This is a genomic window from Bacillus sp. FSL R5-0439 (assembly GCF_038008805.1).
Taxonomy (GTDB): domain Bacteria; phylum Bacillota; class Bacilli; order Bacillales; family Bacillaceae; genus Bacillus; species Bacillus safensis.
The window spans coordinates 546276-559317 of sequence record NZ_JBBOZW010000001.1 but is presented as its reverse complement, the minus strand read 5'-3'; the positions used below and the strand labels follow the sequence as shown (position 1 = coordinate 559317).

Annotated in this window: 11 protein-coding genes and 7 tRNA genes; 4 read left to right on the top strand and 14 right to left on the bottom strand. The window is 41.4% G+C overall.

Annotated elements, in window-relative coordinates; translation table 11 throughout:
• Positions 1-202 precede the first annotated feature (202 nt).
• Positions 203-1510, top strand: a complete 1308-nt coding sequence (locus NST59_RS02725) for an aspartate aminotransferase family protein (protein WP_341039990.1) — start codon at positions 203-205, stop codon at positions 1508-1510.
• A gap of 139 nt (positions 1511-1649) precedes the next feature.
• Here NST59_RS02725 and NST59_RS02720 read toward each other — a convergent pair whose 3' ends face one another.
• Together NST59_RS02720 and NST59_RS02715 are read right to left on the bottom strand one after the other, a co-directional pair.
• Positions 1650-3089, bottom strand: a complete 1440-nt coding sequence (locus NST59_RS02720) for a DHA2 family efflux MFS transporter permease subunit (protein WP_059376082.1) — start codon at positions 3087-3089, stop codon at positions 1650-1652.
• A 79-nt stretch (positions 3090-3168) separates the two neighbouring features.
• A complete protein-coding gene (locus NST59_RS02715; protein ID WP_268464248.1) occupies positions 3169-3765 on the bottom strand; it encodes a TetR/AcrR family transcriptional regulator in 597 nt (198 codons plus the stop codon).
• Positions 3766-4000: 235 nt separating this feature from the next.
• On the opposite strand from NST59_RS02715, the gene bglS reads away from it, so the two are divergent.
• Positions 4001-4729, top strand: a complete 729-nt coding sequence (gene bglS, locus NST59_RS02710) for a beta-glucanase (RefSeq protein WP_041089240.1) — start codon at positions 4001-4003, stop codon at positions 4727-4729.
• Positions 4730-4771: 42 nt separating this feature from the next.
• Here the strand turns inward: bglS and NST59_RS02705 are convergent, their stop codons facing one another.
• The gene (locus tag NST59_RS02705) at positions 4772-5173 is read right to left on the bottom strand and encodes a MerR family transcriptional regulator (protein WP_039176745.1); all 402 of its coding nucleotides are present in this window, start codon (positions 5171-5173) and stop codon (positions 4772-4774) included.
• 208 nt (positions 5174-5381) lie between these two features.
• Between NST59_RS02705 and NST59_RS02700 the strand changes: the two genes are divergently transcribed.
• Together NST59_RS02700 and NST59_RS02695 are read left to right on the top strand one after the other, a co-directional pair.
• On the top strand, positions 5382-6431 hold the full coding sequence (locus tag NST59_RS02700) for an NAD(P)-dependent alcohol dehydrogenase (RefSeq protein WP_039176742.1): 1050 nt from the start codon (positions 5382-5384) through the stop codon (positions 6429-6431).
• A 228-nt stretch (positions 6432-6659) separates the two neighbouring features.
• Positions 6660-7121 (top strand): CarD family transcriptional regulator, encoded by a 462-nt coding sequence (locus NST59_RS02695; protein ID WP_039176740.1) that lies wholly within the window; start codon positions 6660-6662, stop codon positions 7119-7121.
• 266 nt (positions 7122-7387) lie between these two features.
• On the opposite strand, the gene cspC is transcribed toward NST59_RS02695, so the two are convergent.
• From cspC to lpdA, 11 genes are all read right to left on the bottom strand, one after another.
• Positions 7388-7591, bottom strand: coding sequence for a cold shock protein CspC (cspC, locus tag NST59_RS02690; protein WP_008346765.1), 204 nt, complete (start codon positions 7589-7591; stop codon positions 7388-7390).
• A 258-nt stretch (positions 7592-7849) separates the two neighbouring features.
• On the bottom strand, positions 7850-8644 hold the full coding sequence (locus NST59_RS02685; protein WP_039176737.1) for an alpha/beta fold hydrolase: 795 nt from the start codon (positions 8642-8644) through the stop codon (positions 7850-7852).
• 161 nt (positions 8645-8805) lie between these two features.
• Positions 8806-8889 (bottom strand) — tRNA-Leu (locus NST59_RS02680).
• Between the two features lie 48 nt (positions 8890-8937).
• Positions 8938-9020, bottom strand: a tRNA-Leu gene (locus NST59_RS02675).
• 7 nt (positions 9021-9027) lie between these two features.
• Positions 9028-9103 (bottom strand) — tRNA-Lys (locus tag NST59_RS02670).
• 31 nt (positions 9104-9134) lie between these two features.
• A tRNA-Gln gene (locus NST59_RS02665) sits at positions 9135-9209 on the bottom strand.
• A 20-nt stretch (positions 9210-9229) separates the two neighbouring features.
• Positions 9230-9301: transfer RNA gene (locus tag NST59_RS02660), tRNA-Glu, on the bottom strand.
• A 9-nt stretch (positions 9302-9310) separates the two neighbouring features.
• A tRNA-Ser gene (locus tag NST59_RS02655) sits at positions 9311-9401 on the bottom strand.
• A 4-nt stretch (positions 9402-9405) separates the two neighbouring features.
• Positions 9406-9480 (bottom strand) — tRNA-Asn (locus NST59_RS02650).
• 223 nt (positions 9481-9703) lie between these two features.
• Positions 9704-11551, bottom strand: a complete 1848-nt coding sequence (locus tag NST59_RS02645; protein WP_126681959.1) for a sigma-54-dependent Fis family transcriptional regulator — start codon at positions 11549-11551, stop codon at positions 9704-9706.
• A 104-nt stretch (positions 11552-11655) separates the two neighbouring features.
• Positions 11656-13035, bottom strand: coding sequence for a dihydrolipoyl dehydrogenase (gene lpdA / locus NST59_RS02640; RefSeq protein ID WP_039176732.1), 1380 nt, complete (start codon positions 13033-13035; stop codon positions 11656-11658).
• Positions 13036-13042 lie beyond the last annotated feature (7 nt).

Genomic DNA, 13042 nt, shown 5'->3' with positions numbered 1-13042 from the left:
CCGAACTGCCAATTATGGTTAGTTCGGTTTTTTTGTAAAGTTAAAAGATATTTAAAAACCTTTTCTTGTCAGATTATCTCACATCATTATCTTCAATAGTTACTATAAATAAGTTAAAATTTTCAGTTAATTATTTTCGTGTTATTCTACACCTGCAACAGAAGAAAGGTAGAGGTGTAAAAAGCTTAAGGGGGGAGATTTTATGAGCAACAACTGGAGTTCCTTAGTTGAGAACATGAGTGATTATTTAGCACCTAGCATGGCCAAAGATCATCCAAACTTACCTGTGGTAAAAGAAGAAGGTTGTTATTACTACGGGCTGGATGGGAAAACCTATTTAGATTTTACTTCCGGGATTGCAGTAGCTAATACAGGACATCGCCATCCTAAAATCGTACAAAGTATCAAGGATGCAGCAGATCAATTAACTCATGGCCCTTCGGGAGTCATTATGTATGAATCTATTTTAAAGCTGGCCAAATCTCTAGGTGAAATTCTGCCAGGAGATTTAAATTGTTTTTTCTTTGCCAATAGTGGTGCTGAAGCAATTGAGGGAGCTTTAAAATTGGCTAAATATGCAACAAAGAGACCTTATGCTATTTCTTTTACGGGGTGCTTTCATGGCCGTTCTTTAGGTGCTTTAAGCGTATCAACATCAAAAAGTAAATATAGAAAATATATAAATCCGTCTCACCTGACTTATCATCTGCCTTACGCTAATATGCAGGCATGCCCCGAAGGTAAAGACCCAGAAACTTTCTGCATTAACGAATTAGAAAAACATTTTGAAGAATTATTTAAACACCAAGTGACACCTGAAGAAGTAGCCTGCGTCATATTAGAACCTGTATTAGGAGAAGGCGGCTACATCATCCCTCCTAAAGGGTGGCTGAAAAAGATCCGCGAAATATGCGATCAGCATGGTATACTGCTTATTTTTGATGAAGTACAAACTGGCTTTGGACGCACAGGAGAGTGGTTTGCTGCTCAGACATTTGAAGTCACCCCAGACATTATGGCTATCGCTAAAGGAATAGCTTCTGGTCTACCTTTAAGTGCCACAGTAGCTTCAAAAGAACTGATGAGCAAATGGCCTGCTGGAAGTCATGGAACAACGTTCGGTGGAAATCCAATTGCCTGTTCGGTAGCGTTGACCACTCTTGAAATAATGAAAGAAGAAAGATTACTAGATAATGCAAAAGTGGTTGGTCAATATGCTGCTGAAAAACTAAAACAAATGAAAAAAAATCACCCGATCATTGGAGAGATACGCTCGGTAGGCTTAATGATTGGAATTGAAATGATAAACCCAAAAACAAAAAAACCCGATGGAAGCGCCGTCATGAAGATTTTAGATTATTCCCTTGAGCAGGGAGTTCTCTTTTACTTATGCGGTAACGAAGGAGAAGTGATTAGAATGATCCCTCCTCTGACCGTCACAAAAGAACAGATTGACGATGGGCTTTCAAAATTAGAAAAGGCATTGCACCAATTTGAGAAAGAATTTTAAGTAGAAGCCGTTTCGAGTATTCACCGCTATTCTATGTACGACTCTTTTTTTCATATTTAATGATATCATTATTTGATGAAAGACTAATTTATTGAAAAAAAGCACTGCGGCGCTATGTCCTCAGTGCTTTTCATTTCTCTTATGATACTTGCTGTTCTACCTTCACTCGTTTAATGAAGAAAGCAATAATCAATCCAATGACGGTCATGATCACGGCAAAGATAAATGCATGCTGGACACCATTTGTAAAGGCGAGCAGCTGATTCACCGGATTTGCGGGATCAGATACATTTTCCATAAAGCTGCGAGTTCCTGATGAAAGGATCGAGATACCGATCGCAGTACCAATAGCTCCTGACACTTGCTGCAAAGTATTCATAATCGCTGTACCATGCGGATATAGCTCTGGCGGAAGCTGATTTAATCCATTGGTTTGAGCAGGCATCATGATCATCGCGATTCCGATCATTAAGGTAATATGAAGAGTTACAATGAATCCAATCGACGTATTCACACTTAGATTCGTAAAGCCAAACATCGTCGCTGCGACAATGACAAGACCTGGAATGACAAGCCATTTTGGACCAAACTTATCAAATAGCCCCCCCATGATTGGAGATAGCAGTCCGTTGATAATTCCACCTGGCAACAGCATTAAACCTGCTGTAAATGTAGAAAGCGCCAAGGACGTTTGCAGATACAATGGCAAAATCATCATAGCAGACAGCATTACCATCATACACACTAAAATCAGAAGTAACCCAATGACAAACATCGGATATTTAAACGGGCTTAAGTTCAGCATTGGTTCTTTCATGTTCAACTGTCTTAAAGAGAACACGAGAATCCCTATGACACCAACTACAATTGCAACGATGACATGCATACTGCTCCAGCCGCCGCCTTCACCGGCACTGCTAAAGCCATATACTATTCCACCGAAACCAATGGTTGAAAGCACAATCGATAAGATGTCGATTTTCGGTCTTGTTGGTTCTGTAATATTTTGCATAAAAATAAAACCAAAAACAAGTGCAGCCATTAATAAAGGAAGTGAAATCCAGAAAATCCAATGCCAAGTCAACGATTTCAAAATAAGGCCAGAGACTGTCGGGCCGACAGCTGGTGCAAACATAATCACAAGACCAATAATCCCCATTGATCGGCCTCGTTTATGAGGCGGGATGATGACCAAAATCGTATTAAACATCAATGGCAGAAGCAATGCTGTACCGACTGCCTGCACGACACGTGCTACCATTAAAATACTAAAGACCGGCGCAACCGCCGCAATAAATGTTCCGATGATCGAAAAGACGAGCGACGTAATGAAAAGCTGCCTTGTCGTAAACCATTGAAGAATGAGTCCTGAAATCGGTACGAGAATACCAAGTGTTAATAAATATCCTGTTGTCAGCCACTGAGCAGTCGTCGCTTCAATTCCAAAGTCTAACGTTAAACTTCTCAGCGCCATGTTTAATGCCGTTTCACTGAACAGGCCAATAAATCCAGCTGTGATAAAAGAAATAATAATGGGCAGCGTTCGAATTTCAGAAGCTGCTGCTTGCTGTTTGTTCATATTAAGTTGGCTCCTTTTCTTTTTCAATTTAGATGAACCTTAGGAAGTCAGGGTGGTCAGAAATGAGCCACTTTCATGTCTATTGAAAGACGGATAAAATCTGTTTTTCTGCAGCAAATTGAGCAATTTTGTCGATCGAATAGCCAGATTCATGTATATAAAACATGAGCTCAGGCGTCATTGGAGAAGACATACATAACGTTGTCAGTTCTATATCCTTTATATTCGCTTCTCCCTTTTCTCTCGCTTCTTCAAGCAATTCACGAATGATTTGTCTGAGTGATTGACTGTAATGACTATCATACACTTTACTTGTCTGCTCTAAATTCCCCGAGATTGTGAGCATCCGAATCCAGTCTAAATGGTTACCGACGATCAGATGAATTTCTTCGAGAACATAGCGTAATCGTTCACGAACCGGCTGATCACTTATTTTGCTCAAGTAAAGATGCAAAGCTGGGATCAGCTGTTCAAATCTCTCCCCAAGGATAGAAAGGCACAAATCACTTTTATTGGCGTAGCGGCGGTAAAGAGTGCCCTGTCCAACACCAGCTGTTTTCGCAATTTTATGCATGCTGACATTTTCCACACCAAATTCTTGAAACAAGGAGAATGCGATCTCTTCAATTTCCTCACCAATATCCTTTTCCACCATACACACCTTCTTTACCTTCATCCACATGACACTCATCTCTATGTGTTAAATCAAAACACTTTAGGTTTTTCTTAGGACAATTGTCCCGATATTATCTTACGGACAACTGTCCGCATTGTCAATCATTATTTTTTTCTTTCAATTCTATTAAATGATGCACACAGTTTATCATTATTTAGACCGATTTTCCCTTTTGAAAGAATCATGTATGATCAATAAAGAAAGCGCTTCCATAAAAGGAGAGGAGAATGCGAATATGTACCGTATGAAACGAATGTTGATGCTGGTTGTCACTGGATTAGTCTTGAGTTTGTCCACATTTACTGTGGGTGCCTCGGCACAAACGGGTGGATCGTTTTATGAACCTTTTAACAACTATAATACGGGGTTATGGCAAAAAGCCGATGGATACTCGAATGGAAACATGTTTAACTGTACGTGGCGTGCAAATAATGTGTCGATGACCTCAGCAGGTGAAATGCGTTTATCGCTCACAAGTCCCTCCTATAACAAGTTTGACTGCGGAGAAAACCGCTCCGTTCAAACGTACGGCTATGGGCTATATGAAGTCAACATGAAGCCCGCCAAAAATGTGGGGATCGTCTCTTCTTTCTTCACTTATACGGGACCGACTGATGGCACGCCTTGGGATGAGATTGACATTGAATTTCTAGGAAAAGATACGACAAAGGTACAGTTTAACTACTATACCAATGGTGTAGGAAATCATGAAAAGATCGTCAACCTTGGTTTCGATGCAGCGAACTCTTATCACACGTATGCATTTGACTGGCAGCCAAACTCCATCAAATGGTATGTCGATGGACAATTAAAGCATACCGCCACCACACAAATTCCTCAAACACCAGGGAAAATTATGATGAACCTGTGGAATGGTGCAGGTGTCGATGAATGGCTTGGTTCCTACAACGGTGTTACACCACTCCACGCACATTATAACTGGGTGCGTTACACAAAAAGATAACTCTATCAAAAAACCTGTGACTTGTCACAGGTTTTTCTTCGTTTAATTTGAACTAGTTTTCAGCTGATGAGCGAGTTTTTTCTCATGATTGTGGATAATATCTTCATAACTTTCTATTTTGAAATCCAATCGTTTAATGGTCTCTTCGATTTCCTTTTGTTTTTGGACGAGTCTTTCTCGTTCATTGACCAAAATGTTTTTTCGCGAAGATAACGTATGATTATCATCCTCAAAAAATAAGGCTGTATATTCTCTAAGCGCATCAATCGAGAGCCCAGCATTTCTCATACACTTGATAAATTCAATCCATTGAAGATCATCCTCTGTATAATCACGAATCCCATGATCATCACGTTTGATTTCCCTAATCAAACCAATATTTTCGTAATATCTAAGTGTCGCAGTGGATAAATCGAGCTGTTTTGCTGCTTGTGCTATTTTCATTGTGCCCTCCCTCTTTCTCTTACCTTCCGATCTCCCTTTCCTCATCATCTCCATTTTGAAAAAGAAAGCAAGATGCTTTTGACTCAATTCTTGATTCAAGAATGTTGAATTCGTTATTACAAAAGGTTTTCTGTTGACTTATAGTTCACTTTAAGAAGTACAGTATAGAAGAAAGAATCGAATCTTATTTTTGAAAGGATGATCAAGAATGTGCCAGACGCACCAATCAAATGTTTTAAGTGTTTCACACGCAAAAGCGAATTTTGAACGGACGACCATTGAACGAAGAGCGCTTCGTCCACATGATATTTTAATTGATATTCAATTTAGCGGGATCTGTCATTCAGATATCCACAGCGCTTTTGATGAATGGGGCGGCGGTATTTTCCCAATGGTTCCTGGTCATGAGATTACTGGGGTCGTTGCAGCTGTAGGGGATGATGTGACGAAGTTTCAGATCGGTGACCGTGTAGGTGTTGGCTGCTTTGTGGATTCCTGCGGCACCTGTGAATATTGTCAAAATGGAGACGAGCAGTATTGCACAAAAGGAGTCGTCCAAACGTATAACAGCCGTGACTATGACGGGGAACCGACTTATGGCGGCTACAGTCAAAAAATTGTCGTGACTGAACGATTTGTCGTCAGCATTCCTGAACAACTGCCTCTTGATGCCGCAAGCCCTCTTCTCTGTGCTGGCATTACAACTTATTCTCCATTAAAGCACTGGAAGGCAGGCCCTGGCAAAAAGGTTGCTATCGTCGGAATGGGCGGACTCGGCCATGTTGCCATTCAATTCGCACGCGCACTTGGTGCTGAAGTAACGGTTTTAAGCCGCTCTTTGAATAAAAAAGAAGAAGCACTATCATTTGGCGCAAAAGACTATTTTGCTACAAGTGATCCTGAAACGTTTCAGACACTAGCCGGTCAGTATGACCTCATTCTCAATACGGTCTCTGCCAACATTAATGTGGATGCCTATCTGTCCTTACTCCGTGTAGATGGAACCTTGGTAAACGTCGGTGCACCGCCTAAGCCGGATCAATTCCACGTCTTTTCATTAATTTCCGGCCGTCGCAGCATTGCTGGTTCACTCGTTGGCGGCATCCAAGAAACACAAGAAATGCTCGATTTCGCAGCTGCTCACAACATTGCACCACAAATTGAAGTCATCAATGCTAATCAAGTTGATGAAGCGTATGAACGTGTGCTGAAAAGTGATGTGCGTTACCGCTTTGTGATTGATATTGCTACGTTGTGATTGCTATTTGTTTTAAGAGACTAGCCTGATTGGCTGGTCTTTTGTTATGTTTCAACCTTTTCCTTTTACACAGGTGTATGCAATGGACATTTCACAGCAAAAATCCTCTGAAATTCGCACAAAAAATATTGACATAAAAATAAAAAACATGTTATTATTAAAAATTTGGTTATTACACCTTCATTTGTGATACCCTTATAGTAGATACAATTTATGGAGGTGGATGAAATGTTTCAAATTGGTGATAACATTGTTTATCCAATGCACGGAACAGGCATAATTGAAGCCATAGAAGAAAAGAAATTTTCTGCCGAGACAGAAGAGTATTATGTCATTAAGATGTCCGTCAGCCAGATGAAAGTGATGATTCCAACAAAGAAAATGTCAGGGTCAAATATAAGAGCAGTTACGAATATACTTGCCATCAAGAACATTATCCACATTTTTCAGAATGAAACCTCAGATACATTATTGTCCTGGAAAGAAAGGTATAAAATCAATACAAACAAAATCAAAACAGGCGATATCCAAGAAGGCGCTGAAGTTGTACGTGACCTCTTGCGAATGAAAAAAGAAAAACCACTCAATTCAAGTGAAAAGAAAATGCTGGATGATGCTTATGAGTATTTGATTAGTGAACTGGAAGTCATCGAAGGAATTACCGAAAAACAGATTAAGAGCTTTTCTTAAAAATTTATATCACTTTTTTACTCCCACCTTCTCCCTCATTTGTTATTCTCTACGAATAGCTCCACGCCCTGTCACTTTGAAAAGAAAAAGAAATTATTTAGGAAAATTCCGCATATTGTCAATCCAGTATGTTATACTAAACTAACCTTTGAAGCATGAAATTTTTACGAATACCTTGTACCATCTCCCTACTTGTACGTTGAGTAGGGTTTTTTCATGCAAAAAAACAGGCTCTCCGTAGAGAACCTGTTTTAAAAGAATGAAGATTAAGCAATTTTTTGAACGTTAGCAGCTTGAGCTCCACGAGAACCTTGCTCTACGTCAAATGATACTTTTTGACCTTCGTCTAAAGATTTGAATCCGTCGCCTTGGATAGCTGAGAAATGTACGAATACATCGTCGCCTTCTTCACGTTCGATAAATCCAAAACCTTTTTCTGCGTTAAACCATTTTACTGTACCTTGTTCCATGATTGTTGCCTCCTCGTGCGTTTACCACACAATGTATTATACTATCCTTGCCCAAAGTACCCTCAAGACGAAAAGTCAATCTTCATACTATCCTTTACGCCGAACAAAAATAATTACTTTTCATTATAGCATGAATCGGTAATAATTGCAATTTGTTGATTAGAAGAAACATAAGTACATCATTAGACAGGGGGATGATGGTAAAAGGTATAGACATGTTAATCATAAAGCTTGAATTCTATAATAAGTTGTACCTTACTAAAGACTTTCCAACTCAAGTCTATTTAACCAATTATCGACTAATGAGTTAAATACATCGGGTTGTTCAATTTGTAGGTTGTGACCAGCCATATCAAGCACCGCAAAAGTGGCTCTTGGATAATCTTCGATGAGCCGCCATGCATCGTGGTATCCGACTACATTGTCCTGGCGCCCTGTGATAATGAGCGTTGGATACTTAAGATCAGTTGAAATATCGAAGGTAAAACCATATCCATTTTGATGAATGTTGTTGATGAAATCATGATTTGTTTGTTTAGAAGGAAGTAAAATTTCATCTCGAAACCTCTCCCATTCCGTTTTTCCTTGCACAACTATCATAGAGCAAAATTCATCTACCTCCTCTGAAGACAATTGTGATATGAAGCTGCTGTCACTTTTTAAAACCGCCGCCTCTGGTACGACTCTTTCATTGAATTCTGGTATAGTCATGGGCGCCACAAGCAGTAATCCACGAACGGTTTCCTGACGTGAACGAACGATACCTCTGGCGATGTACCCTCCATATGAATAACCACAAACAATAAACTGTTCATCAGGGATAATCTCGTCCAAAAGACACAATATCGCTTCTAGCACATCATCAGAGTTCTGAATAGACGGATGTGGCTTTGAACGTCCCATACCTGGTAAATCTATGTATATTCTCTTCCAACCGCTTCGTTTTTCGAATACCGGTTCCAATGCGTGTAACATTACCTGATGGTCAAGAGTCCAACCATGCAATATCACGATCGGATACCCTTCTCCAATGACTTTATGGTAAATTGACATGTTTTTATTTCCCCTTTCCTACTCTTCAATATTTTATCACAATTTTAGAAAAATTCTTTATTCACTAAACTTGTTATCATCGTAAACTATCATATATAACTGTTCAAACTAATTAGAAAGCACAAAAAAAACCAAAGGTCTACAACCTTTGGTTTCTTAGATGCGGCCGAGAGGACTTGAACCTCCACGGGTTATTCACCCACTAGGCCCTCAACCTAGCGCGTCTGCCATTCCGCCACGACCGCGTGTATGATGTGCTCATATATTCATAAGTGCACTGTTTGAAAAAACAATGCGGGTGAAGGGACTTGAACCCCCACGTCATAAAGACACTAGATCCTAAGTCTAGCGCGTCTGCCAATTCCGCCACACCCGCGTGACAATGGTGAGCCATGAAGGACTCGAACCTTCGACCCTCTGATTAAAAGTCAGATGCTCTACCAACTGAGCTAATGGCTCATCTGCTATGCAGAAAAACATATATAAAAAATGGCTGGGCTAGCTGGATTCGAACCAACGCATGACGGAGTCAAAGTCCGTTGCCTTACCGCTTGGCTATAGCCCAACGAATCAAAAAACAAAACATGACCCGTACGGGATTCGAACCCGTGTTACCGCCGTGAAAGGGCGGTGTCTTAACCGCTTGACCAACGGGCCATACAATAATGGCGGAGAAGGAGGGATTTGAACCCTCGCGCCGCTCGCGCGACCTACACCCTTAGCAGGGGCGCCTCTTCAGCCACTTGAGTACTTCTCCATTATGGCTCCGCAGGTAGGACTCGAACCTACGACCGATCGGTTAACAGCCGATAGCTCTACCACTGAGCTACTGCGGAATAATAAGACATGTTTCATTATATCTATGCCAGAAAAATGTGTCAAGAATTTTTAAGTGTTTCATTCCTGTCTCATTAGCGACGGCTTTTATAATTTAACATATACTAATATAACAGTCAAGCCTTTCTTCCTTCCTTTTTGTTTTCTGTTTAGACATGACAGAAAGACCCCGACCTCTAACTGAAAGACCAAGGTCTCCTTGCTGCTGCGCTCCCTATGAGTTCATGACAGCTTATACTTTCGCATCCACTTGTAAAAGGTGCTTCTTGGCACCTCTGCCAGCCTCGCTGCTTCTGACACATGACCTTTTGTTTTGTGCAATGCTTCAATCACCGTTTGCTTTTGAATGCGTTCCCTTAGCGTGAGTTCTTTTGGATTCTCAGTATACTCTGGTAGATGCAGCTTCTGCTTTTTCTGATCCATCGCCTCTAATAACGCCGCATATTGCGATTCACCAATCCATCCTCCTTTAGGAAATAGTACCCTTATATGTTCAAACAGATTAAAAAGCTCTCGTATGTTTCCTGGCCAGTGGTACGCTTCTAGCTTACGAAAAAAAGATTCAGGAAATGTCGCATTCCATTGGTGTTTCTTTTGGTAATAGCGATAGAAATCAACAATGTCTTCTTTTCTTTCTCTAAGCGGCGGGATGTTGATTGGATAGACATGAAGACGGTAATACAAATCTTCACGTATTTTTCCTTCCTTCAGCAGTTCGTTTATATTCCGGTGTGTCGCTGTTATGATTCTAATATCCAAAGGGATTTCGTGTGTCCCGCCGAGCGGTACGACTTTTCTTTCTTCAATGACCCTAAGAAGCGCCACTTGCATCGCATAAGGGATTTCGCCAATTTCGTCTAAAAAGAGAGTTCCTTTCTGAGCCTGTTCAAATTTCCCCTTTGCTCCATGACGTTTTGCCCCTGTAAAAGCTCCTTCAGCATAACCAAATAGTTCGCTTTCTAACAGGCTTTCTGGTATGGCTCCACAATTAACGGCAATAAACGGTCCTTTATGTCTTTCACTAGCTAAGTGAATTGCTCGAGCGGCCAGTTCTTTCCCTGTACCTGTTTCTCCCCAAATATATACATTTACATCTGTTTGTGCCGCTCGTTTCAATTCGCTAAGTGTCTGCTGAAATACTGTACTTGTTCCAGATTCCCCGGGAAATTGAGGAAAAGAAACGGTGATATTTCTCTTCTTTGCTTCTTCAAGAGAAAAAGACATCCCAAGCAGCTCTCCGTCTTGTTCTGACTGAATGAGACGCTTGTCTCGTGTAACAAATGTATCAGCCATGAGCAGCTCAACATCCATTCCATACCAGTCTGAAAACCGATCTCTAATCGGCTTGCTTGCCGAAACAATCTGCTTTTTCTCATTACAGACAACATACGGCTCGTCCGCTTCCACCTGCTGGAGACAATGACTGACCAGCTCCATCTCTTTCCTTTTTTGCTGGACCTGAATTTCTCTCTCTATAGCATATGCAACTGTTGAAGCCATCCCAAGCATAAAAGGATGCCTTTGATCCGCCATACAGGAGATATCAATGACTCCTATGATCGTGCCGTCTGCATCACGAATAGGGGCCGCTGAACAACTCCAATGGTGGGAAGCGACTGAAAAATGCTCAGTTCCGTTGATCGCTACAGCTTCCCCAATGACCAGTGCCGTTCCAATAGCGTTCGTCCCCACATCGGCTTCGGTCCAGCGCGCGCCCTCCATAAAATTTATTTTTTTCGCTTCTACCAGTGTCCTTTGGCTTCCTGTCAAACTCAGCACATAGCCATCTGCATCGATGAGTAAGGCCATCATGTCCGATTCTTTTAATTGCTGACTAATTTTATTTAAGTAAGGAAGAGCGGCATTTAGGAATAGTGAGTACTTCTTTTTTTGAATACTGAATAATTCCTTTTCTAACAACGACTGTCCTTTATCTAAATACGGGTTCACATTTGCCTGTTTACATCTGTGCCATGACTCCATCACTCTCTTATCCAGACGAGACCTATCAAGTAAACCTTCACGAACAAAACGTTTCCAAGTATTTAAATAACAAGGCGTCGGATTCATTCCATCCTCTCCTCTGGGGGCTTTTTATCCATTATAGATAATTATAAAAGCGCTTTCAATTATTGGCTGACCCAGGGAATTCATTCGGATAAAATGTTTCTCTATCAGCAGTGCACCGCTCGTCCATTTGTTTGCAGCAAGGCTTCGTGTATCGCCTCAGAGAGTGTCGGATGTGCCGCAATAAACTGCTCTAATGTATCAGCTGTTAACTCTGTATGCATCATCACTGCCGCTTGTCCAATCAGTTCTGTGGCATTTGGCCCGATAATGGATACACCTAAAATTTCTTGATATTGCGGTTCGACAATGACCTTTACTTGACCTGCTGGCTGATTTAAAATGAGTGCTTTTCCATTAGCAGAAAAAGCGAATTTCCCTATCCGAATCTCCCCATATTGTTTTCTAGCACTCTCTTCATTTAAACCGACACTCGCGATTTCTGGAGACGTGTAGATGCACCTTGGAATCACTTGTTCATTGACCTTTACATCTTCACCTGATGCATGTGATGCCGCAATCGTTCCTTCATGAAAAGCAGCATGAGCAAGCTGAACACCGCCTGTCACATCACCGCACGCATAGATATGCGGGAGATTGGTTTGCATATGCTCATTGACGCAGATCCCGTTTCTATCAAATTCAATGCCGACCTGTTCAAGATTCAGCTCTCCCAGCCTCGGCTTTCTGCCAATGGCGACTAAACAATGATCGGCCTTGATGTCACAGCGCTCTCCATGTTCCTTCTCAACCACCACTTTTTTTGAGATTGCATCAAGCTGTTTGACTGTTGCTGATGTCAAAATCTCCACACCAGCTTTTTGAAGCTGATCGTGAAGACAGTTAGCGGTATCGTGATCTTCTTCAGGTAAAATGTGTGCTGCCTGTTCAACCATGACAACCTTTGATCCCATTCTGCTAAAGATGCTTGCAAACTCACAACCGATCACCCCTCCGCCAATGATACAAAGCGAATCTGGTATTGAAGGGAGCGTCATGGCATCCTTACTATCAATGATCCACTCCCTGTCAAATGGGGCGAAAGGCAAAGCAGCAGGTTCTGATCCTGAAGCAATAATGATTTGTTTTGCTTGAATGATTTCAGATGTCCCTTCACTTTCTATCAATAGCTCATGTGCCGAAAGAAATGATGCTTTCCCATTTAACACGCTGATTTTGTTTTTATTCATCAAATAACGAACGCCATCAGTCAGCTGCTTGACGACTGACCGCTTCCGCTTTTGAACGGCATCCCAATGAATGATAGGCTCCTTCCCTGGAAGCTCAATTCCAAAATGACCAGCTGATTTCACATGCTCGTACATATCAGCGCTTTGTAAAAGTGCTTTCGTTGGGATACAGCCTTCATTCAGGCAGGTACCTCCTAACAGGCCTTGGTCGATTAGTACAACCTCTCTGTCAAAACGGGCGGCTGTTATTGCCGCCACATATCCTGCTGGCCCGCCTCCTATAATGACAAGCGTCATTCATTTC

What these genes read in the sequence shown, in the direction of transcription:
- lpdA (WP_039176732.1), bottom strand. Translation starts at nt 13,035, where the DNA reads ATGACGCTTGTCATTATAGGAGGCGGGCCAGCAGGATATGTGGCGGCA.
- NST59_RS02700 (WP_039176742.1), top strand. Translation starts at nt 5,382, where the DNA reads ATGTGCCAGACGCACCAATCAAATGTTTTAAGTGTTTCACACGCAAAA.
- NST59_RS02720 (WP_059376082.1), bottom strand. Translation starts at nt 3,089, where the DNA reads ATGAACAAACAGCAAGCAGCAGCTTCTGAAATTCGAACGCTGCCCATT.
- NST59_RS02645 (WP_126681959.1), bottom strand. Translation starts at nt 11,551, where the DNA reads ATGAATCCGACGCCTTGTTATTTAAATACTTGGAAACGTTTTGTTCGT.
- NST59_RS02725 (WP_341039990.1), top strand. Translation starts at nt 203, where the DNA reads ATGAGCAACAACTGGAGTTCCTTAGTTGAGAACATGAGTGATTATTTA.
- NST59_RS02705 (WP_039176745.1), bottom strand. Translation starts at nt 5,173, where the DNA reads ATGAAAATAGCACAAGCAGCAAAACAGCTCGATTTATCCACTGCGACA.
- cspC (WP_008346765.1), bottom strand. Translation starts at nt 7,591, where the DNA reads ATGGAACAAGGTACAGTAAAATGGTTTAACGCAGAAAAAGGTTTTGGA.
- NST59_RS02715 (WP_268464248.1), bottom strand. Translation starts at nt 3,765, where the DNA reads ATGAAGGTAAAGAAGGTGTGTATGGTGGAAAAGGATATTGGTGAGGAA.
- NST59_RS02685 (WP_039176737.1), bottom strand. Translation starts at nt 8,644, where the DNA reads ATGTCAATTTACCATAAAGTCATTGGAGAAGGGTATCCGATCGTGATA.
- bglS (WP_041089240.1), top strand. Translation starts at nt 4,001, where the DNA reads ATGTACCGTATGAAACGAATGTTGATGCTGGTTGTCACTGGATTAGTC.
- NST59_RS02695 (WP_039176740.1), top strand. Translation starts at nt 6,660, where the DNA reads ATGTTTCAAATTGGTGATAACATTGTTTATCCAATGCACGGAACAGGC.